General features: G+C 58.9%; 13 protein-coding genes and 1 pseudogene. 8 read left to right on the top strand and 6 right to left on the bottom strand.

The features are described 5' to 3' along the window. Positions 1-133: 133 nt before the first annotated feature. Positions 134-472, bottom strand: a complete 339-nt coding sequence (locus AU072_RS02510) for a hemophore-related protein (RefSeq protein WP_064412243.1) — start codon at positions 470-472, stop codon at positions 134-136. A gap of 752 nt (positions 473-1,224) precedes the next feature. Between AU072_RS02510 and AU072_RS02505 the strand changes: the two genes are divergently transcribed. The 5 genes from AU072_RS02505 (at position 1,225) to AU072_RS02485 (ending at position 11,344) form a co-directional block, all read left to right on the top strand. Further along, positions 1,225-1,644: an MmpS family transport accessory protein gene (locus AU072_RS02505; protein ID WP_064412352.1), complete on the top strand. Its 420-nt coding sequence runs from the start codon at positions 1,225-1,227 to the stop codon at positions 1,642-1,644. Next, positions 1,644-4,535 (top strand): MMPL/RND family transporter, encoded by a 2,892-nt coding sequence (locus AU072_RS02500; protein WP_064412351.1) that lies wholly within the window; start codon positions 1,644-1,646, stop codon positions 4,533-4,535. The genes AU072_RS02505 and AU072_RS02500 overlap by 1 nt, the downstream gene beginning before the upstream one ends. Positions 4,536-4,544: 9 nt before the next feature. Next, positions 4,545-7,490, top strand: coding sequence for an MMPL/RND family transporter (locus tag AU072_RS02495; protein ID WP_064412242.1), 2,946 nt, complete (start codon positions 4,545-4,547; stop codon positions 7,488-7,490). A 199-nt stretch (positions 7,491-7,689) separates the two neighbouring features. Further along, a complete protein-coding gene (locus tag AU072_RS02490; protein ID WP_082680719.1) occupies positions 7,690-9,921 on the top strand; it encodes an acyltransferase family protein in 2,232 nt (743 codons plus the stop codon). A gap of 142 nt (positions 9,922-10,063) precedes the next feature. Beyond that, the gene (locus tag AU072_RS02485; RefSeq protein ID WP_064412241.1) at positions 10,064-11,344 is read left to right on the top strand and encodes a glycosyltransferase; all 1,281 of its coding nucleotides are present in this window, start codon (positions 10,064-10,066) and stop codon (positions 11,342-11,344) included. An 82-nt stretch (positions 11,345-11,426) separates the two neighbouring features. Here AU072_RS02485 and AU072_RS02480 read toward each other — a convergent pair whose 3' ends face one another. Beyond that, complete coding sequence (locus tag AU072_RS02480) at positions 11,427-12,650, bottom strand: class I SAM-dependent methyltransferase (RefSeq protein ID WP_082680718.1); 1,224 nt, start codon at positions 12,648-12,650, stop codon at positions 11,427-11,429. Between the two features lie 327 nt (positions 12,651-12,977). On the opposite strand from AU072_RS02480, the gene AU072_RS02475 reads away from it, so the two are divergent. Together AU072_RS02475 and AU072_RS02470 are read left to right on the top strand one after the other, a co-directional pair. Next, positions 12,978-14,048, top strand: coding sequence for an NAD-dependent epimerase/dehydratase family protein (locus AU072_RS02475; protein WP_064412240.1), 1,071 nt, complete (start codon positions 12,978-12,980; stop codon positions 14,046-14,048). Between the two features lie 44 nt (positions 14,049-14,092). Continuing rightward, on the top strand, positions 14,093-15,091 hold the full coding sequence (locus tag AU072_RS02470) for a Gfo/Idh/MocA family protein (protein WP_064412348.1): 999 nt from the start codon (positions 14,093-14,095) through the stop codon (positions 15,089-15,091). A gap of 53 nt (positions 15,092-15,144) precedes the next feature. Here the strand turns inward: AU072_RS02470 and AU072_RS02465 are convergent, their stop codons facing one another. Continuing rightward, positions 15,145-16,770, bottom strand: coding sequence for a GMC oxidoreductase (locus tag AU072_RS02465; protein WP_235629817.1), 1,626 nt, complete (start codon positions 16,768-16,770; stop codon positions 15,145-15,147). Between the two features lie 194 nt (positions 16,771-16,964). Between AU072_RS02465 and AU072_RS02460 the strand changes: the two genes are divergently transcribed. After that, a complete protein-coding gene (locus AU072_RS02460; protein ID WP_064412239.1) occupies positions 16,965-18,041 on the top strand; it encodes an acyltransferase family protein in 1,077 nt (358 codons plus the stop codon). 104 nt (positions 18,042-18,145) lie between these two features. Here AU072_RS02460 and AU072_RS02455 read toward each other — a convergent pair whose 3' ends face one another. The 3 genes and pseudogenes from AU072_RS02455 to AU072_RS02445 all read right to left on the bottom strand — a co-directional run bounded on the left by AU072_RS02455 (position 18,146) and on the right by AU072_RS02445 (position 21,486). Next, positions 18,146-18,943, bottom strand: coding sequence for a class I SAM-dependent methyltransferase (locus tag AU072_RS02455; protein WP_064412238.1), 798 nt, complete (start codon positions 18,941-18,943; stop codon positions 18,146-18,148). Positions 18,944-19,248: 305 nt separating this feature from the next. Further along, a pseudogene (locus AU072_RS02450) lies at positions 19,249-20,513 on the bottom strand (glycosyltransferase). A gap of 130 nt (positions 20,514-20,643) precedes the next feature. Beyond that, positions 20,644-21,486, bottom strand: a complete 843-nt coding sequence (locus AU072_RS02445) for a TylF/MycF/NovP-related O-methyltransferase (protein ID WP_120270938.1) — start codon at positions 21,484-21,486, stop codon at positions 20,644-20,646. Positions 21,487-21,858: the final 372 nt, after the last annotated feature.

Raw genomic sequence — 21,858 nt, 5'->3', positions numbered from 1 at the left:
CCTAGGGCGAGCATCATCGACAGAAGAGTAGGGCCTAGCGGACTTTTTTAGTCCGCTAGGCCCTACGACGGCTGGGGTGGTCTGACTAGACCTCGTTCAACCGAGGTTTGAACGCAGCCTGGCAGCAGTGTCGTCAGTAGTTGACGCAGCTGGTCATCATCTGCTGGAAGACCGGCATGGCCTGATCAATGCCCGGATTGTTCTTGATTTGGTTCAGAAGCGACTCGCGCTCAGCCGGTGAGGACGCGAAGTAGATACGCAGGAACTCCAGGTTCGGCGGCGATTGGTTCAAGTACTGCGCAGCCGTCGGATTCTCCGCGTTCACGGCAGCGATCGCTTGGTCGTACGTGCAGGTTGTGTTGATCATGGGCCCGATATCCGGCTGAGCAGCCGCGATTCCGGCTCCAGCCATGGCCGACAACGCCAACCCCCCAAAAGCGGCAGCCATTTTCGTTACGGACAAATTAATCATGTCTGAGTCCCTCCCTGGACGATTACCCAACCCGATTTGAACACTACCAAGATTTGCTCTGCGCATACTTGGCAGGGCATATACCACCATTTCGTCCCGGTCAAACCGCGCGTTACATGAACACTAGCGGCCCTCGCAGGGGCCTGCGCCAACTGCTCTGGCCAACAAGGCGCGGTGCTCCCCCGAGTTCCATGAAAGTCTGCCGGTCGGCGCGGGTATCCGCGCTTGCCGGTGGGGTGAGTTCGAGTAGCGCGTGAATGTCGTTCGGATACAAGGTAACTCTCTCCGAGCGTGGTCAACGCCATGGTTATGGCAATGAGCTCGCGCAGCCGTGGAAGCGAGTGGTGCGTGAGTCCACCTCTCCTGGGGGATAACCTCCGTAACATTTTGTTTCCTTCCAGGTGAAGGGCAGGAAAGGTAGACTCCCCGGCCTCGCTTTAATTGTGTTATCCGCGATTTGCGGGATGGTCGTCAGTTTCGTATCGTGCGTTCGCGCACTCGTGTGTGTTCCGATCTCATATCGCCTTGGGAACGGCCTGATCTAGGGGGACAACTGCATGGTTTACTCGTCAGGACCGCGGTGCGCTGCACGAGGTGCCCATGTTTGCGGTGCACGATGTGCGCCGAGCTCGCGACGTCCCCTGCATCGAGGGGACCGTTTCTTGCGCGGCGTGTCCGGTGTGTAGTTGCATGGTCGCCGATACGGGGCCGAGCGTGGAACTAGGTGGAGGGAGTCTACGATTTTCGGGCTTCTGAAGCGGGTGTGGATTCCGCTGGTGATAGTGGTCGTGGCGGTCGCCGGTGGGTTCACGGTGTCGCGCCTACACGGCATGTTCGCATCGGAGCAGCGACCCTCGTACACCGATACCGAAGCGGCTAACACCAAACCGTACGACCCCAAACGCCTTACGTATGAGGTCTTCGGCCCTCCTGGCACCACCGCCACAATCAGTTACTTCGACGCTGAATTCAATCCGAAGACCGTGCGGGGTGCCTCCCTTCCATGGTCGTTGCAGTTCGACATCGGCAACGCTACGGCGGTGGCGAGCCTTGTGACACAGGGTGATTCAGACAGCATCGGTTGCCGCATCCTCATCGACGGCGAGGTCAAGGCAGAAAAGATTTCTAACCAAACGAATGCTTTCGCATCGTGTCTGATCCAGGCCGCATGATGAACAAACCTGCCGGTAGCCCGTCGCACCAGGCCACACGGCGACCATTCATTGCACGGACGATCCGGCGATTTTCGGTTCTCGTCATTCTCGCGTGGTTGGCTATCACCGTCGTTGTCACTCTCTTCGTCCCGCCGTTGGAGGTAGTAGAGAGAGAAAAGTCAGTTCCCCTGGTCGTAAGTGACGCGCCCTCTTATCAGGCCGCGATTCGCATGGGGGAGTTGTTCGAGACATCGAATTCGGAGAGTCTCGCGATTGTTGTCTTAGAGGGTCAGCAACCTCTGAACGAGAACGCGCGGGATTATTATTCTGAATTGATTCGGCGCATGAAGGCCGATTCAAAACACGTGCAGCATGTCCAGGATTTCTGGGGGGATCCGCTCACTGCAGGCGCCGCCCAGAGCGAAGACGGCAAGGCAGTTTACGTACAGGTTAATCTCTTCGGCGTCACAGGTTCGGCTGAAGGTAATGAGTCAGTCGCAGCCCTTGAGGACATCGTCAACGGGCTCCCTGCGCCGCCGGGCGTGGCGACCTATGTAACCGGGCCGTCGCCGATTGTCGCCGACATCGGAAAGAGTGGCAACAGAACGGTCATTCTGATCACTGTCGTGACATTCGCGGTGATCTTCTTCATGCTGCTGCTGGTTTACCGTTCCGTCATCACCGTCATTCTTTTATTGCTGATGGTCGGTATACAATTGCAGGTCGCGCGGGGCGTCGTTGCATTTCTGGGACTTCACGAGCTCGTCGGACTCACTACTTACGTCGTCAATCTAATTGTCTCCGTCGGTATTGCCGCAGGGACCGATTACGGGATTTTCTTCACCGGTAGATATCAAGAGGCGAGGCAAGCGGGCGAAGACAAAGAATCCGCGTATTACACGTGTTACCGCAGTGTCGGGAAGGTCGTGCTGGCGTCGGGGTTGACCATCGCTGGAGCAATTGCCTGCCTCAGTTTTACGCGTCTGCCGTTCTTTCAGCCGCTGGGTAGCGCTGGCGCTTTGGGAATCTTAGTCGCCGTCGCCGTAGCCCTGACGCTCATTCCCGCCGTAATAGCGGTTGGGAGCCGAATTGGTCTTTTCGAGCCGCGGCGACTGATCGTTACTCGTCGCTGGCGTCGAGTAGGCACCGCAGTCGTTCGGTGGCCGGCGCCTATCCTCGCCGCTACCTTGGCGATCTCGCTCATCGGGCTACTGACACTGCCGGGCTACAACCCGAGCTATAACGATCAGGAGTTCATCCCGAAAGACATTCCCGCGAACCAGGGGTATGAGGCTGCGGCCCGACACTTTCCGGAATCGCGTCTCGCCGCACCCGACATTTTGATGATCGAGGCCGATCACGATCTGCGGAATCCGGCTGACATGTTGATCCTCAATAAACTCGCCAAAGCGGTTTTCGCCGTCCCCGGAGTCGCGGACGTACAGTCGATCACTCGGCCGGAGGGCACTCAGATCCCCCATACCACGATTCCGTGGATACTCAGCATGTCGCAGGGCAGTCAGGTCCTTCAGATGCCCTTACAGAAGGATCGAATGGACGACATGCTCGAGCAAGCCAACGAAATGGCTAACACCATCGGCATCATGCAGCGCATGTATGCGCTGATGCAACAGATGGTGGCGACGACGCAGAGTATGGTCGCGACCACACACGAGTTGGAAGACGTTACGAACGAACTTCGGGATTCAATCGCTAATTTCGACGACTTCTTCCGCCCAATTCGTAATTATCTTTACTGGGAACCACACTGCTTCAACATTCCGATCTGTTGGTCGTTGAGAACTCTCTTCGACGCCTTGGATGGCGTGGACGAAGTAACTGTGAAAATGCGAGACCTGGTGAAAAATCTCGACCAGTTGAATCTCCTCCTTCCACGGATGCTCGCAGAATTCCCGCAGATGATCGCGACCATGGAGAGCACACGGACGATGATGCTCACCATGCACAGCACGATGTCCGGCACGATCGGCGCCATGGAGGAGTCGAGTGAGACTGCGACTGCCATGGGTAAGGCATTCGACGCTGCCAAGAATGACGACTCTTTTTACTTACCCCCCGAAATCTTCGAGAACGAAGACTTCAAACGCGTGATGGACATCTTCTTGTCGCCAGACGGGAAGGCCGCACGCATGCTCATCTCGCAGAAGGGTGACCCCGCGACCCCAGAGGGCATCGGGCGTGTGGAACCAATCAAGGTCGCAGCCGAGGAAGCGCTCAAGGGAACGCCTCTAGAAAGCGCGAACATCTATATGGGGGGCACGGCCGCGATAGTCAAAGATCTGGTCGACGGTTCCAGGTACGACCTGCTGATTGCGGCGGTATCCGCAGCGTGTCTCGTTTTCATAATCATGCTCCTCATGACGCGAAGCCTCATCGCCGCAATGGTAATTGTCGGTACGGTCGCGCTATCTCTGGGCGCATCCTTCGGATTGTCAGTGCTTTTCTGGCAGCACCTTCTCGGCATCCAGATCAACTGGGTGGTGCTGGCGATGTCCGTGATCGTCCTTTTGGCGGTCGGATCCGATTACAACTTGATGTTGGTCTCCCGAATGCGAGAAGAAATCGCCGCGGGACTGAACACGGGCATCATCCGGGCAATGGGCGGCACCGGCAAGGTGGTAACGGCGGCCGGTTTGGTCTTCGCAGCGACCATGGCGTCGATGGTGGTGAGCGACCTGCTGACGATCGGCCAGGTCGGTATGACCATCGGTCTGGGCCTACTGTTTGACACTTTGGTTGTCCGTGCATTCATGACGCCGTCAATCGCTGCGCTCCTCGGCCGATGGTTCTGGTGGCCGATGAGGGTCCGTCAACGCCCCGCCAGCGCCTTGCTCCGGTCGGTCGGACCCCGCCCGCTGGTACGTTCGCTGCTGCTTAGGAACGACTAGCGCGATTCCATGAGCAACGAACGCACTCGGCCGCCCCTTATCCCGCGGGCGATACGCAAATTCCCCGGATTAATCATTCTGGCGTGGCTACTCCTTATCATCGTCACCACATTGGCGGCGGTGAACGGAAATTGGGGATCAGTCATCCCGGCGTTGGAGAAAGTCGGTCGACAGCAGTCCGTTTCAGTGATGCCCAAGGATGCGCCGTCAGTACAGGCCATGACGCGAATGGGCGAGGTTTTCGGGGAGTCACACTCGGACAGCTTCGCGATGATCGTTCTCGAGGGGCAAGAACCCCTGGGCGAGGAAGCACGGCAGTACTACGCCGGACTGATACGCGACCTCAGAAATGATCCGAAGCATGTCGAGCACGTGCAGGATTTGTGGGGTGATCGACTTACGGCGTCGAGCGTCCAAAGTCCTGATGGCAAATCAACATACGTGCAATTGAACTTGGTCGGCGACCAAGGCACGTTCGTTGGGGAAGAATCAGTTAATGCGGTTCGAGAAATAGTCGATCGCACAACGCCTCCTCCCGGCGTCGAAGTGTATCTCACGGGGGCTGCCCCTCTAGCCTCCGATATGCAACGTGCCGGCGATCACTCGATATTGAAAATCACCGCGGTTACCGTGGTGATCATTTTCACCGTTCTCATGCTGGTGTACCGATCGATTGTCACCGTAATTCTTCTATTGGTGATGGTCGGTGTCGAACTAGCAGCGGCGCGAGGCGTCGTGGCTTTCCTCGGCAACAGCGAAATTTTTGTATTGTCCACTTTCGCCGTCAATATGCTGGTCTTCCTAGCCATTGCCGCGGGGACCGACTACGGCATATTCTTCTTTGGGCGATATCAGGAGGCGCGTTCCGCCGGCGAGAACCGGGAGATGGCCTACTACACCACGTATCGCAGTGTCGCTCCGGTGGTATTGGCGTCCGGTACGACGATCGCCGGCGCCCTGTTCTGTCTGAGCTTCACGCGCCTGCCGTACTTCCAAACCATGGGTATCCCGTGTGCTGTAGGCATGCTTGTCGCAGTAGCCGTTGCAGTGACCGTGGTTCCCGCGGGGATCTCGATTGCTAGTCGCTTCGGGCTTCTAGAACCGAAACGCAAAATGCGGACTGGACGTTGGCGTGGGCTCGGCACGGCTATCGTCCGGTGGCCGGCTCCTGTTCTCGCAGCGACCTGCGCCGTGACTTTGGTCAGTCTGCTCACCCTCCCGGGTTACACTACGAGCTACGACGACCGGTTATATGTTCCGGACGACATCCCCGCCAACGCGGGATACGTCGCGGCCGAACGACATTTCTCTCAGACGCGGCTCATGCCGGATATCTTGACGGTCGAGTCGAATCACGACCTGCGTAATCCTGCAGATTTTCTGATACTCAACAAAGTGGCCAAAGCGGTTTTCCGCGTGCCTGGTGTGTCCCGGGTGCAAGGTATTACACGGCCCGAAGGCACGCCCATCGAACACACCTCGATACCGTTCCTAATGAGTCTTCAGACCGTGGGCCAGGTGCAGATGATGGAATTCCAGAAGCTGCGTATAGATGACATGCTGAAGCAGGCTGACGACCTGACCCGCATGATCAACATCACCGAAAGACAGTATAAGGTGATGCAGGAAATGGTCGATGTGACGCATCGCATGACTGTACAGACGCACGAATTGAAGGTCGTATTAGACGAGTTGCGCGATCGGATCGCTGATTTCGATGATTTCTGGAGACCTTTGCGCAATTATCTTTATTGGGAGCCGCACTGCTTCAATATCCCGATATGTTGGGCTATTCGCGGAGTCTTTGACACTCTGGATGGTGTTGATTCGATAAGTCTCAAGATGGACGACCTTCTCGAAGATCTCGACACGGTCGACAGGATCATGCCGCAGATCCTCGAGTTGATGCCGAAAATGATCGAGTTCCAGAAGTACATGCGGACAATGATGCTGACAATGCACAGCACAATGTCGGGCTACTTCGCCGGAATGGACGAAACAACGAAGAATGTCGCGGCCTTGGGTCAGGCATTCGACGCTGCCCAGAACGATGATTCGTTCTTCTTGCCGCCCGAAGTATTCGATAATCCGGACTTCAAACGCGCGATGACTTCTTTCTTGTCTCCGGATGGCAGGGCGGCAAGATTCATCATCTCGCACCGCGGCGATCCCGCGACACCTGAAGGTATAGCGCGAGTAGATCAGATAAAGCATGCGGCGGAGGAAGCCTTGAAGGGCACACCCCTCAGAGACGCCGAAATCTATATGGCTGGGGCTGCATCGACCGCCAAGGACTGGAGCGACGGCTCTACATACGATCTATGGATTGCGGGAATTGCGGCCATTTGCCTTGTCTTCACCATCATGCTCATTGTTACCCGAGGCTTCATTGCCGCGCTCGTAATCGTTGGCACGGTCGCGCTTTCGCTAGGCGCATCATTTGGCGTGTCCGTGCTGCTATGGCAGTACATTCTAGGGATCAGCTTGCACTGGATGGTGCTCGCGATGACCGTGATCATCCTCTTGGCCGTGGGGTCCGACTACAACTTGCTGTTGGTTTCGCGCATAAAAGAGGAGATCGGTGCGGGCATCAATACCGGCATCATCCGGGCAATGGGGGGTACCGGGAAGGTCGTTACGACGGCGGGCTTGGTATTCGCCGCCACGATGGCGTCAATGGTGGTCAGCGATCTGCTGATCATCGGTCAGATCGGTACCACCATCGCGCTGGGGCTGATGTTCGACACGTTGATCGTCCGAGCGTTCATGACACCCTCGATCGCTGCACTTCTCGGGCGGTGGTTCTGGTGGCCGCAACGGGTCCGTCCTCGCCCCGCGAGCACCATGCTCCGATCGGTAGGACCGAGGCCTCTGGTCCGATCGCTGCTGCTCGGTGAGGGACGCGACGAAGGCGACGATGCGCCGACCACGGAGATACCTAGGCCGCCGATCTAGCTCGATCACCCGACCCCGGTTGTTTCGGCCGAGGGACGATGAAGCCTCCGCTTCGGTATGAGGAAAGGCCATTTCTCAGGTGGTGACCACGGCGCGTGATATTGACGCGTGTGACGGCACAATGCCGTAGCATTCGAGTGTTTTCTACTATCCTGATCTTGATCTAGCAGGATTTGACCAAACGGGGGACAACTAAAGGTTGACAGACGCACCGGCAGCCGGCGTACGCGGTTTAGGCGAACCTGACGAGCGGGAGGTAGCTGCTACCGCCGCGCGGAGTGATAACGGGGGAGCCACCAGGTTCGCTTCGCGGCCAACCAAAGCGGGGTTCCGCACAGACATCGAAGGCTTGCGTGCGGTCGCCGTGGTCGCGGTAGTCCTTTTCCACGCGTCCATCCCGGGAATTGACGGCGGATACGTCGGTGTGGACGTCTTCTTTGTAATCTCTGGATTCCTCATCACGGGATTGCTCTGGCGCGAGCTCGGGAGTACCGGCACTGTTCGCCTGCGTCGGTTTTTCGGTGCTAGAGCCCGCCGATTGCTGCCGGCATCGGCTTTGGTCGGGATCGTTACAACGCTCAGCTCGGCGATCCTCTTGCCGCCGCTGCTTGCCGACGCCATCTACATCGATGGCATCGCCAGTGCGCTATACATCAGCAATTTTTGGTTCTTCCTCCAAGCCAGCGACTACTTCGCCAGTGAAACGGACCCGTCCCCATTTCTTCACTACTGGTCCCTTGGTGTGGAGGAACAGTTCTATCTGGTATGGCCAGCGATCATTATTTGCACTGCTTGGGTCGTTCGACGTATACGCCGGCTGAATACCAGCCAAGTCAGTACGGCCAAGACGCCATACATCGTCTTACTTGCAGTTGTTGGGGCGGCCTCGTTGGCGGGGTCAATTGTGGTCACGCGCATCTGGCCCACGGCGGCGTTTTACCTACTACCGATGCGTGCGTGGGAATTGGCTGTTGGAGGCTTGGTCGCCCTCACAGTGGCCCAATGGCGCCGACTGCCGCTTCGTGTTGCTGCATTGGCGGGATGGTTTGGCATAGCGATTACTTTGTTCGCCTGTAATCGGTTCGACGCAGCGACTCCGTTCCCCGGCGCCGCCGCGCTGATTCCGGTGCTTGGCACGGCACTGGTAATCGGGGCGGGATGCGCCGCATCCGACCGAGGTGTCGGGCGTGTGCTGTCGATGCGACCGATGCGAGCGCTGGGGGAGGTGTCGTACTCGTGGTACCTCTGGCATTGGCCGGTGTTGGTGCTCGCGCCAGCAGTGGTCGGACATTCTTTGGGCTTGGCCGGGAGGCTAGCGGCGGTGCTCGTGTCGCTGTGCTTGGCGGCGCTCACCTTGCGCTTCATCGAGAACCCACTGCGTTTCAAGCCGGTTGTTCGCCAGTCGGCGGCCCGGAGCCTTGCGCTTGGCGGGGCGGCTACCGCGATGGCGGTCTGCGTAGCGGTGGTACTGCTCGTCTCGATGCCTGTCCCGGTCGGCCGCGGGCCGGCAACAAAGCCGCTCGCACTTTCGGCGGAACCCAGTCCGGCGGGAGGTAACGCGGCGCTCTACGAAGTTGATGTCCAAGACTTATTCGCGCAGGTGAGGGCAGCGGTCGCGGCGTCCTCACAACTGGAGATGGTTCCGTCCAATCTTGAGCCGCCGCTCGCCGAGGCAGGGGCAGAGAAGGCTGACATGCTTCTCAACGGGTGCATGCGCAACGTGGTCGAAGTCGGACATCCTGAGTGCACGACGGGTGTCACCACGTCGGCGAGTACGGTCGCGCTTGTCGGTGATTCGAACGCCGCGATGTGGGGTCGTGCCTTCGAGAGCATCGCTTTGGAGCGGCGTTGGCGGTTGGAGACGCTCACGAAAGCTGGCTGCCCCTTACTCGACCTCAGATTCACCGAGCCTCAGCTTCGGCGCCAGTACACCGAGTGCGAGCAGTGGCGTGACGAGATCCTCACCCGGCTGCAAGCGGAACCTCCGCGGTTGGTGGTCCTCAGCGTCTCTCGGCTCTATAAGGCGAACGAGTTTCGCTCTTACGACACAGCGTGGTTCGAGAGCTTGACTCGGCTGGTGCGACAACTGCGGGCTACTGGTTCGAAAGTGCTGGTACTTGGCCCAATCCCGGATCCGGGCACGGTCGTACCTGTCTGCTTGTCTGGCCACCTGGACGAGGTATCCGCTTGTTCGGCGCCTCGAGACGCGGCAGTGAACGAATCCGGCATCGCTGCCGAAACTGCCTCGACTGAAGCCGGCGGCGGGCATTATGCCGACATCACGGCTCTGTTCTGCACTGTTACACGTTGTCCACCGATCGTGGGAAACGCTCTGGTGTATCTCGACCAGTTCCACCTCACGCTCGAGTATTCCCGACTGCTGGCTCCCGTGATCGGTGCGCTGTCGGACCGTGCGCTCGCCGGTGCCTGAAGGGTTTTCAGCCACGGGTGAAGCCGAAACCTCGGGATTCCTCGAATACCTCCTTGGGACTCGGGTTGCATCGGTATAAGGAAAGTGGTAGCGCTGAGTGTGACGCGCGCTGGTAATGTGCGCACGGAGGGGGAATGCTGCGATGATCTTCGCGCTGGCGAGTTATGGAACGCGAGGCGACATCGAACCATGTGCCGCGCTTGGTCGTGAGCTTCTGCGCAGGGGGCATGAAGTTCGAATGGCGGTACCTCCGGATCTGATCGGATTCGTCGAATCTGCGGGACTCTCGGCGGTCGGATATGGGATGGAAATTCAGGAGTACCTGGACCTAAATTTCATTCGCACTTTTTGGAGTGAGTTCTTCCGCGATATATGGACCATTCGTAAGCCGATAAGCCTGGTGCATAAAGCTTGGGAACCGATTTACGAGTGCTGGGGTGAGATGAACACGACTCTGATGTCGCTCGCCGACGGAGCCGATGTGCTCTTCACCGGTGTGAGTTTCGAACAGCCCGCGGCAAACGTAGCCGAATATTACGATCTGCCGCTGGCCACCTTGCATTGGATGCCGATACGGCCTAACAGACACACGATCCCCGGCCTCCCCCGGCCCGTCGTCCGCTCCGCTATGACGGCGCTCGATTGGGTGTACTGGCGCTCAACAAAAAGGGTCGATGACGCGCAACGTGCCGAACTTGGTCTCCCGAAAACGAAAGGCCCGTCGTCCCAACGGCTGGCAGAACGCGCGGCGCTGGAGATCCAAGCGTACGACGAGGCGTGCTTTCCCGGGTTGGCGACCGAGTGGGCCAAGTTCAACGGCCAGCGCCCCTTTGTCGGTGCGCTGACAATGGAATTGACCACCGACGCCGACGATGAAGTCGCGTCGTGGATTGCGGACGGGACACCGCCCATCTGTTTCGCATTCGGCAGCATGTCAGCAGCGTCGCCCGCCGAAACGCTCGAGATGATCAGTGCGGCCTGCGAACAGCTAGGGGAGCGGGCGCTGATCTGCGCCGGTTGGACTGATTTCGGTGACGTATACCCAGACCACGTCAAGGTGGTGGGTGCGGTGAACTATTCAGCGGCGTTTTCCGCCTGTCGGGCCGTCGTGCATCATGGTGGCTCCGGTACGACCGCCGCGAGTCTGCGTGCCGGAGTTCCTTCGCTCATCCTGTGGACGCTGATCGATCAGCAACTTTGGGGAGCGATGGCGAAGAGACTCAAGGTGGGGAGATCGCGGCGCCTGGTGAGTACGACTCGTGAGTCACTGGTCGCAGACCTCCGCAAGATTCTTGCACCGGAGTACGCCGCTCGCGCACGTGATTTTGCCACGAGCATGACCAAAGCGAGTGAAAGCGTTAGTCGGGCCGCTGATCTCATGGAGGAGTTCGCTCACACGAGGCGGTCGAGGCGCACAGCCTGAAGCGCTATGCTTCCTGAGCGCGAGTAAAACATCGCCAGTTACATCGATGCGAACAAATGGTATTCGCAGATCTACTCGATGTTCAGACGACGTGAACCTGAGGCGTATACAAAATCCAGCGTCCACCGCTCTCTTGGAATGCACGTTCCTTCGCCATGATCTCTTCAGCGTGGTTCCATGCGAAGAGCAACCCATAATCGGGGTATGGGTCGGAAAAGGCTTCTGGCGATGACACTGGGATCTTCGAACCCGGGGTGAGACGGCCTTGTTTTTCGGGCGTCGAATCAACTACGAGCGGAAGCAGATCCGGACCGATGCGGCAGTAGTTCAACACCGTCGCGCTCCTCGACGTCGCGCCGTAGCCGATGACGCGTTTGCCCTCGGACCGGATCTTTTCCAGCAGCGAAACGAGGTCAGTCCGGACTTGCTCGACATCGGCGGAGAATCGCGCGTAAGTCGCTTCATCGGCAACACCGTCGGCCTTCTCCTGAGCCAGAAAGTCGGCCACCGCGGCCGCCGGCTCCCTAGTGCCCGCCCGCGCGACGGTGAAGCGAATCGAGCCGCCATGCTGGGGGAGGTGCTCAGCGTCGACCAGTTCGAAACCAAACCGATTCGCCAACTCCTGCACCGACCGAACGGAGAATAGATAGAAGTGCTCGTCGTAGATTTGGTCGAAGTAGTTGTACTTCAAGATGTCCGCCAGATACCGATCTTCGAATACGAACAGCCCGTCGGGCGACAATAGCGCATCGACTCCGCGGAAGATCGAGTCGAGGTAGGAGATATGGCTGATCGTGTTGGCGGAGAAGATGAAATCTGCCGAGCCATGTTCGGCGTGAACGTCTTCGGCCGTCGCCTCATTGAAGAAATCCGTGCGAATGTTGATGCCGTGCTTGCGGGCGACGTCGCCTGCTCCGGCGGCTGGGTCCACTCCGAGATGCCGCATCCCGGCGTCTTTGAGGGTTTTCAGCATGACTCCGTCGTTGCTGCCGATCTCAACGACGAAACCATTCGGCCCGCCCGGGCATGTATGCACGATTCGGCGAGCGACCTCCTCGAAGTGCTCACGAACTCTTGACGATCCAGATGCGCGATAGGGATAGTCGGCGCGAAACATCTGTTTGGGCGAAAATTCGTCGAGTTGCTGCACCATCGTGCACGAAGTGCACAGACCGACGAGCAGACGGAAAAAGGGAACCGTGTCGGTTTGGTTTGGGAGGACGAAAGCGTTCGACACAGGCTGTTGGCCGAGGTCTAGAACCTCACTTAGAACGCCGCCGCATATGCGGCAACTGTGCTCGGTCAAACCTCTCCCCAATCTCGCATGCTGTGGCTGTGATTAGTCTAGGACGGTGCAGATGCCGACCCTCGTGCGGGGCGGTTTGCCGGAGGCTGGATCCCACCCATCACGGACGGAGCTGATAGCGCCTGCGTCGTACCCCGCCGAAGCATATCGGGGCGCGGGCATTTTCCGTTTCAGGTTTTGGGAATGTACGGCGATATCAGCGGCTGCAGCGCGCAAAGAACGCCAGACCGGTACCGCCGGTCAACCGTCCCCCGCCCCGGCGGCTCCGGCGACGTCTTAGCTCGGTACCGTAGTTTGCCTAAAGCTACGAAGGGGAGGCGCTAAGTCTTGTCTGCATCCGTTCTCATCACTGGCGGAGCGGGGTTCATTGGATCCGCGCTCTCGCGGCGACTCGTCGAGGTTGGGTACGAGGTCGCCGTGATGGACATGCTGCTTCCGCAGGTCCACGGTGATCGTCCAACGATCAACCTCGCGAACTCCGTGCGATTCTTCACCGGCGATGTCACCCACGCTCCTGATCTGGACGCGGTGCTGAGACTCTTCCGTCCAACTCAGGTGGTGCACCTGGCAGCGGAAACAGGGACGGGACAGTCTCTTGCACACGCGACACGTCATGGCTCCGTAAACGTTGTGGGCACCGCCGAACTTCTCGACGCCATGAGCCGTTTGGCGATCGTGCCTGAACACCTGGTTCTGACATCGTCGAGGGCGGTATATGGGGAGGGCGCCTGGCAGAGTGGCGGGGAGACTTTCTATCCCCCGCCGCGGAGTCACGCTCAGCTCGAGGCAGGTGTGTGGGATCCCCCCGGACCTACTGGCGAACCGGCTTTGCCCCTTCCACACTGCGCCGGTCAGACCGAGCCGCGGCCCACGAACATCTACGGCGCGACGAAACTCGCCCAAGAGCACATGCTGACCGCCTGGGCGGCGGCGCACGACACCAATCTCAGCGTCCTGCGACTGCAGAACGCCTTCGGTCCGGGGCAGTCCTTGACGAATCCCTACACGGGCGTTGTTCCATTCTTCGCGCGCCTTTCGCGCGAACAACGTCCCTCGGAGGTCTACGAAGATGGCCAGATCATCCGCGATCTGGTCTATATCGACGATGTCATTGATGCGGTATTCGCCACGGTTCAGAACCCTGCGACCAAAGCGCGGTGCTTGGACATCGGATCCGGAACCAGGACAACGATTCTTGAGCTTGCCCAGAAGATCGCCGCTGTCTTCAACGCCCCAGAGCCAATTGTCGTAGGGAAATTCCGCGACGGCGACATCCGCGCTGCAAGTTCCGACATCGATGCCGCGAAGAACGAACTGCAGTGGCAACCGAAATGGTCGTTGGATGACGGTCTGCGCGCGCTTCTAGATTGGATCTCTCGGCAGCCTCAATTGTCCTAGCCGGCACACTCGTGGAGGCTGGCGTCGGTGCTACCATCGGCGTCGTGTCCGAATCGGGGGCGAAGGTGCGGATCGGCATACTAGGGGCCGCCCGCATAGCACCCTTGGCCCTCATCAATCCCGCAAAGGACAACCCCGAAGTCTCGGTGGTAGCCGTAGCGGCCCGCGACAGAGACCGGGCTCAGTCGTTTGCTGCAGAACACGGGATTCCACGGGTTTACGACAGCTACGACGCGCTGATCGCCGACCCAGGCATCGACGCAATTTACAATCCGCTGCCAAATAGCCTGCACGGCAAATGGACTCGGGCCGCCGTTACCGCTGGTAAGCATGTGCTCTGTGAGAAGCCATTCACTGCCAATGCCGCGGAGGCGCGCGAAATAGCGGATCTCGCCAATCAGTCGGACCGGGTCGTGATGGAGGCCTTCCACTACCGCTACCACCCTCTGACGCTGCGCATCGAAGAGATCATCGCTTCGGGCGAGTTGGGCGCGCTAAACCGGGTGGAGGCGAGCCTCTGCTTCCCGCTGCCGAAGTTCTCCGATATCCGATACGACTACTCCCTCGCGGGTGGTGCAACGATGGATGCCGGGTGCTATGCAGTCGACATCGTTCGTACGTTCGGTGGGTCAACACCGGAAGTGGTTTCGGCGCAAGCAAAGCTACGCGATCCCATGGTGGACAGGGCGATGACAGCGGACCTACGCTTCGCGGGAGGGCATACCGGACGAATCCGCTGCTCCATGTGGTCGTCGCGCCTGCTTGAAATGAGCGCCAAGGTGGTGGGTGATAAGGGAAGGCTGAGCGTTATCAATCCGGTGATGCCGCACGCGTTCCATCGGCTCTCGGTGCGTTCAGCGAAGGGCAAACGTGTGGAACGCTTTTCACGCCGGCCGTCCTATGCGTATCAACTTGACGCTTTCGTCTCGGCGGTTCTGCGCGGTGAGCGGGTGAGAACGACGGCGCAAGACGCGGTCGAGACGATGGTTGTCATCGACGCGATCTACCGTGCGGCCGGACTTCCACTGCGCCAGCCATCTTGACCTGTCCCGCGAGCTTCTAGGGAATTCGAAGCGGTGCACTAGAGATCGATTCGTCAGGTGGCGAAGTGCGCTTGGTTGATGTGCGCCGCAACCCTCAATGCGTTGGCCGCGACCGTGAGACTCGGGTTGACACCGCCGCTGGATGGAAAGAACGAACTGTCCGCCACGTAGAGATTTTCGACCTCATGAGCGCGGTTCTGTGGGTTGAGAACGCTGGTTCTTGGGTCGGTACCGAAGCGACAGGTACCACAAACATGGGCAAGGGCCTTGTTATCTTCGGCTCCGCGTAACGTGATGGTCCGGAACGGTTCGAAGAGCTTTTTCATCTGCTCCAGATACAACGTACGCCGCGATCTCTCGCTCTCGTTGATGCGATAGCGGATACGCAGTCGCTGGCGACCGTGCGGGCTGGGCTGATCGTGCGGCAGAACTCGATTCTCCAAATAAGGCAAGTCTTCCATCATTGCCGCCAGCACAAGCCCCCCGTTAAAGAACCGCTCGTAGACCGTGCGAACCGCAGGGTTCATTACGCGCAACATCTTTGGCCACCAGCCGGGACGGCTCGTGAGTATCTCCATGGGAGGCATGGAGCCGAATGACTGTACGGCACCGAACTTCTGCCCTTCCCAGAAGTAGAAATCGTTCAGACCGATCTCTTTGTTCTGGTCCAGGATCTTCGAGTCGCGCTCAGGAAATACCTCGATCAGATCGATCAGATGACGCATCAGGTTGCGTCCCACCCAGTCCGAGCCGTTGGCCAGCCCCTGAGGCCAATCCGCCGAACGGGAGTTCAGCAACAACACTGGGGTGACTAGAGCGCCGGCCGCCAGCACCACCACCTTAGCTTTGAGAGTGAGCACGCCGAATTTACTGTCGCATAAGACGTTTCGGACGCTCGTACGGTCCGCGTCGAGTCGCAGAACCCGGCACTCCGTGAGCAACCCTGCGCCGTAGTCGACCACAGCCGGCAGAACACCGTTACGGGCAGCGTCGCGTTTGCATGACTGGCTACACAGGTAGCCCTGGCAGGTCACGCATTGGTTGGTGTAGTCGCAGGCCATCGGCAGATGGTATGGATGCAATCCGCGACCTTGCAGGTAGTTGACAAGCGTCTGGTTGGCCGCCGAGAAGGACGGCGCAGCAGGGAGGGCATCAGCTACTTCGGGGCGCAAAGGATCCCGCTGACCGCGAACCCCAAGCAATCTCTCCGCGGCTGCGTACCAGGGTGTCATTTCGTCGTAGGTAATCGGCCAACCATCGGGCACGGTGGATCTTCCGGCGTCAGGGAAATCCTGACGGGGTGTGAAATCACGGGCAAAGAACCGCTCGCAGACCATGCCGTAGAGAGCTGATGACCCGCCTGTACCGCTGCCGAGTAACGGCATGAACCGATGGGGGATACGGCCGCTGATGTCCTCGATCTCATCATCTGTGCGGCCAGCTCGAGCCAGAGCATCGTAATATCCCGCGCTGGTTCGGCAAGCAGACGCTTCGGCTACTTCAGGCATGGCGGAGCGGATGGTTCCCTCGACACCAGGCAATGTCGAACGGCCCTTTTCGACGAAGAGTACGCGACGACCCGCCCGAGCTAACTCGTAGCCCAGCGTCCCGCCGCCCATGCCGGTACCTACAACGATGACATCCCAGAGAACCTGCTCAGCCTCACGTGCGCTGGTCATGCCGTCAGCCAATATCAAGTCCTCGTAGAGGTCGCTCAGGGTTAACTCTTCGGGCGAGTCACCACGGTACCACCGCTTGTTTGCTGCAGAGATACAGTGCGAACTCAGAAACTGGACACCCGCACGACGACCCGCCTTACGGTTCAGCTTGCTAGACGTTAACCTTGGGGGCAGTCGGCCGATGGGGGAGGCGCATGAAACTGGCGCAGGTATTCGATCCACGACTCAATGCGCTTAATGCCTGGCGGCTGGTGATGGCAAGTGGCGTCATCTACATCCATTCCTGGCCGCTCCCAGGCCATCAGGGTCCCGACCTCGGTAGCCTCGATGACGCTTTTGTCGACGGCTTCTTCGTGATGTCGGGGTACCTGATCACGTCGAGTTGGCTCCGCAACCCCCGGTTGCGCGAGTATCTGGTGTCACGATTTCTGCGCATATTTCCAGGCTTGTGGGTCTGTTTACTCGTTGTCGCGTTCGTAATCGCCCCAATCGCTGTGGCGATTCAGGGCGGACCGGTACGCGAGATCTTTCTGTCAACCGCACCAATCGAATGGGTGCTGAACAACGCGGTATTGAACGTTTATTACGCGGGTATCGCGGGCACGCCGAGCGACGTCCCGTGGCCGGGCGTTTGGGACGGATCGCTCTGGACTCTGATCTTTGAGATCTTCTGCTACATCGGGGTCGCCATCGCGGGAGTCCTTGGCCTTCTGCGCTTTCGATGGACAGTTCTCGCGGCATTTATTCTGGCGGTGATCTGGTCCGCTATAGTGTCTTACCCCGTTGATGCACTGCAGACCATTCCGCAGATGGTTGCGCGGTTTGCAGTCGTATTTTTGGCGGGAATGGTGATCCACCAATTCCAGGATGTGATTCCGGCTCGATGGTCTCTCGTTGCTTTGAGTCTGGGCATAGTCATCGCATCGGGATTACTGATGGTCAATTATCGAGTGGTTGCCGCCATTCCGCTGGCATATGCGCTTATCGTCTCAGCCGCTCTGCTCAAGAACGAGCGCCTAAGGTTGCGTACGGATTTGTCGTATGGCGTGTATATCTATGCTTGGCCCATCCAGCAGTTGCTGGTGATTTGCGGACTCACCGTGCTGAGTGGTTATCTCTTTGCTGTCGTCGCATTGATGGTGACACTGCCACTTGCGGCATTCAGTTGGTTCGTAGTCGAAAAGCCCGCAATGGCCTTGAAGACTCGGATACTTCGTAAGAAACATGATCTGCCGCCCGTCACTGTTCAGCAGCAGGCCGCTACCGGCTAGAACTCCCAAGCATCCCTCGCGTCTGCGCCGGTCAGCCTTTCAAGTCTCAAATGGGGGAGTGACGAGTCCGCCGATATGTGATCTACACCGACGAGGCCGAGCGCTCAGCCGAGCAGCTGTTCTCGAGATGACTCTGAATTTGTGGTCGGCTCTGACTCCGCAGCGGGTGCGGGCCGGCCAATCCATTCGGCCGGCTGATCATTGAAGTCATCCCTTTTCTGGAGGATGAGTTGGTATTGAGCGTGCAAAACGTTGTACTGGCCGCGGTAATACTTCAAGAATGTATTGATCGCCCATGCAGTATTGGCATGGGTGCGTGAGTACGCGGGCCACATGACGTCATCGAATATCACGATTCCGTCTTTCTTGAGCAAGCGCCACGCGTTGATCGCGTCCGTTACAGCGTCGTCTGCCAGATGCGACCCGTCCACGTATACGACGTCGAATTTCTCTTTTTCATCGAGCAGCTTCGGGAGCACGTAGAGCGATGAGCCTTTGCGCTTCGTGACATTGCCTCCGGCGAGGCCCACATTATGATCGAAACGGGCTTCCAGGTCGCTGAGCTTGGAAGTGGCATTGTAATGCCATTCGTCACTGCCTTCCCAGGTGTCCACCGCAGTGAGGTGCGCATTGGTGAAATAGGTGAGGAAAAACAGCGTCGAACGGCCCTCCCAGGACCCGATCTCGAGGATGCGTACAGGGTCGGTCCGAGTGATGACCTTCGAGAACGTTACGCACCAGGGCAGTATGTTCATGTCGAACCACAGCTCTTTGAATTGCCCTTGGGACGCCCTTGCCTCGAACTCCGCGCGAACCTGCTCGACATGCTTCGACGTCTCCGCTGGGATTCCACGCTTGACCAAAAGGTACCGGAGATGATCAGTGAGGTAGTGCCAGGCCATAGATGGATGCCGGCTCCCGAGCCATACGAGGAAGAGAATGGTCAGGCGTCGGGGAGTCCAACGAATTCTTAGCTTTGCTGTCGGTCCGGTCATGCTTCCCTAGGTCTACGGTGGATGTCGATGCTGCCTTTGATTTGCTGACGAGTACGCCACGATCCGGGTCAGGTCAGGCAAGACCGTTGGTCAGGCTACCGAATCCTAGCAGGTAGGGGATTGCCGTCACGTCAGGTCGCTTTCCCGACAGCGGTCCGGAGTCGGCCGGACTGGTGCCGCGCCGAGCGATCGTTGAAGTAGACGGTAGCCCGTCAGGCGACCCGTCTGGAGCCAGCGAACTTCTCCATCAGATCTGCTGTACGGCTGGCACTTTCAGTCGGCGCAGTCATCCTGGTGCCGAGCTCGCGCGCTCGAACGGCCATCTCCGGAGCGAGAATACGGCGGAGGTCGGAAACCAACGTCTTCCGTGTCGTCGCGGAGAACTTGCGTGATGTTCCAACACCTAGTCGCTTGAGTTGGGCACCCCATATGGTCTGATTGGCGTCCATCGAGAGGATGAGCGTAGGGACGCCCGCGCGCAGGCTCGCCGCCGTAGTACCCGAACCACCGTTGTGGACGACAGCGCGGCATGCCGGAAAACGCCGTAATTCACCGCACCCACCACCTTCACCTCGGCGGCGTGAGAGATATCGCCGAAATCAGTCCAACCTGCGCAAATCAAAGCTCGCTGCCCCAGCGCCGCACAGGCGGTGCTGATCATCTCGACAGCGTCGGTGGGTGACTTGACGGGAATGCTGCCGAACGCGAAACAAATGGGCGGCGGCCCGGACGCGATCCATTGCGCGACCTCGTCGTCGTTCTCGGTTGTCAGCTCCATTGTCAGGGCACCAACGAATGGCCGATGCCCCTCCCACCGCGCCCACTCGGCTGCCAATTTGGGGAACGATGCCTCGTCATAAGCCTGGATTTCCAGCGCTCCGAGTTCAGCGATGCGTCGCGCAGGGTGATTCTTCGCCTTCGGTAGGCCCAGGTCTCGCCGCTGCGCATCCTCGACCTTCTTGTTGAGCAGCCAAGCAAGCCAGTCGAACATTTCCATGGCCCATCGAGACAATCGCGGCGGAAGGATCGGAACCCAGTAGCCATTCGGTCGAATCGGGACGTGATGCAGAGTCACCAGTGGAATGCCGTGATGCTCAGCGATATTGGCGACAGGCTCCTGATAGCTCTGTCCAGTGAACAGCACGTCTGCGCCCTCGGCCAGCGATGTCAATGTGGCGCTCATCTGGGTCCAGCACTGATCGCTGAGATCCCACATATCGCGCCACAACCCACGAAGAGTTCTGATCTTCCAGAAACCGCGGAAGAAAGAGGTCCAGAAGTTGCGGTAAACGTCCAACCACGTCTGGGTGGGTAGACCGTAGGCGAACGTCGAAAGGCCAGCTGACTCGGCGAAGCCGACCGAATCCGGTGGAACGGCCATGCAGACGTTGTGACCTCTACGAGCTAGTTCGCGACCGACGACGACGGCAGGTTCAATATCGCCTCTGGTGCCATAACTCGCCACCACAAATTTCATCGTCACACCTCGAATTCTGCCGTGGGCGGTCAGCGTGCACTGATCAGACGAACCGAGGGAGGCTGTGGTGCAACCATTCCCGAGCAGTAGCGCATTTCGGCGGCACCAACAACAGAAGTGCCCGCGGCGTTCACTGATTGCGCCAGAGCACGCCGCATTGGTCGATCTCGGAGATCTCTGCAGTAATACCGTGCTTCTGTCGGTAGTCGGAGACCGCCTGCCGACAACCCTGGAGGTTGTAGTCATCAATGATGCAGAAGCCGCCAGGAGAGAGCCGCGGATATAGGGCGTCCAGTGCTTGGATGGTGGATTCGTACAAGTCACCGTCCAGTCGCAGAACCGCGACGCGCTCGATTGGTGCGTCCGCCAACGTGTCTTTGAACCAGCCAGGGAGGAAACGAACCTGGTCGTCCAGCAGGCCGTAGCGCTCGAAGTTGGCTTTGACATCCTCTTGAGACACGGCGAGAATCGGCGCCGCGCGGTGCAGGCCGATCGCATACCACGGCAGCTTGTCTTCCTTATAATTCTCGACGTCCGGCGGAGGCACACCCTCGAACGAATCGGCTAGCCAGACACTTCGTGTCTTGTCTCCGTAAGCCGCGAGCACAGCCCGCATGAGGATCGACGCGCCCCCTCGCCATACCCCGCATTCGACAAGATCGCCCGGAATGTCTTCGGTCAGCACAGTCTCGACACATTCCTGGAGACTGGTCAGGCGTTTCATCCCGATCATCGTCTCGGCGTCCACCGGCCAGTCTTGGCCTGTGTCACGAGCTTCTTTGTCGAACGGACGCTTGCGCACAAGCATCAAGTTGCGGGCTTTGAGTATCGGCAGGCCCATGAGCCAGCCGATATTTGCGCGCATCTTCAGCGGCCAGCCCACGGGTACGAGCTGGTCCATGCCGTACCGGGTGAGGTCCCGCCGGATCTGGTCGAGGTACAGAGATCGCGCATCGCGATCGGTTGCGGTCAAGGCTCTCCCCATCTCACATGCCAGCAACTTCCGCGATGAGTCTAGACGGCTGGATGATGCCGCTGGAAATGGAGTGCAGAACCCGGGTTTCCCTCTCCTCAGTTCACCCTCCAACCGTCGGGGTCTGCGGCCCGGCCGTGCGTCCTTGTTGCTGTTTCCTCGCGCTCGAAATGCGGCTCGGTTTCGAGGTTCAACGCCGCCGACTTGACCAGGGCGCCCGAAGGGGGCAGATGCCAGCGATCACATGCCGAACATCGACAGGATCTATAGACCGCAAAGAATCTTGTATTTCAGTTCTTGCTGTCGCCGCTGTTGCAGTGAGCAGTGAGCAGTGAGCGGTGAGCATGACAAAGAAGTGGCGGTGACCCTTAT

The sequence above is a fragment of the Mycolicibacterium novocastrense genome, from assembly GCF_001499835.1.
Classification (GTDB): Bacteria; Actinomycetota; Actinomycetes; order Mycobacteriales; family Mycobacteriaceae; genus Mycobacterium; species Mycobacterium novocastrense.
This window is presented reverse-complemented; position numbering and strand designations above follow the sequence as displayed.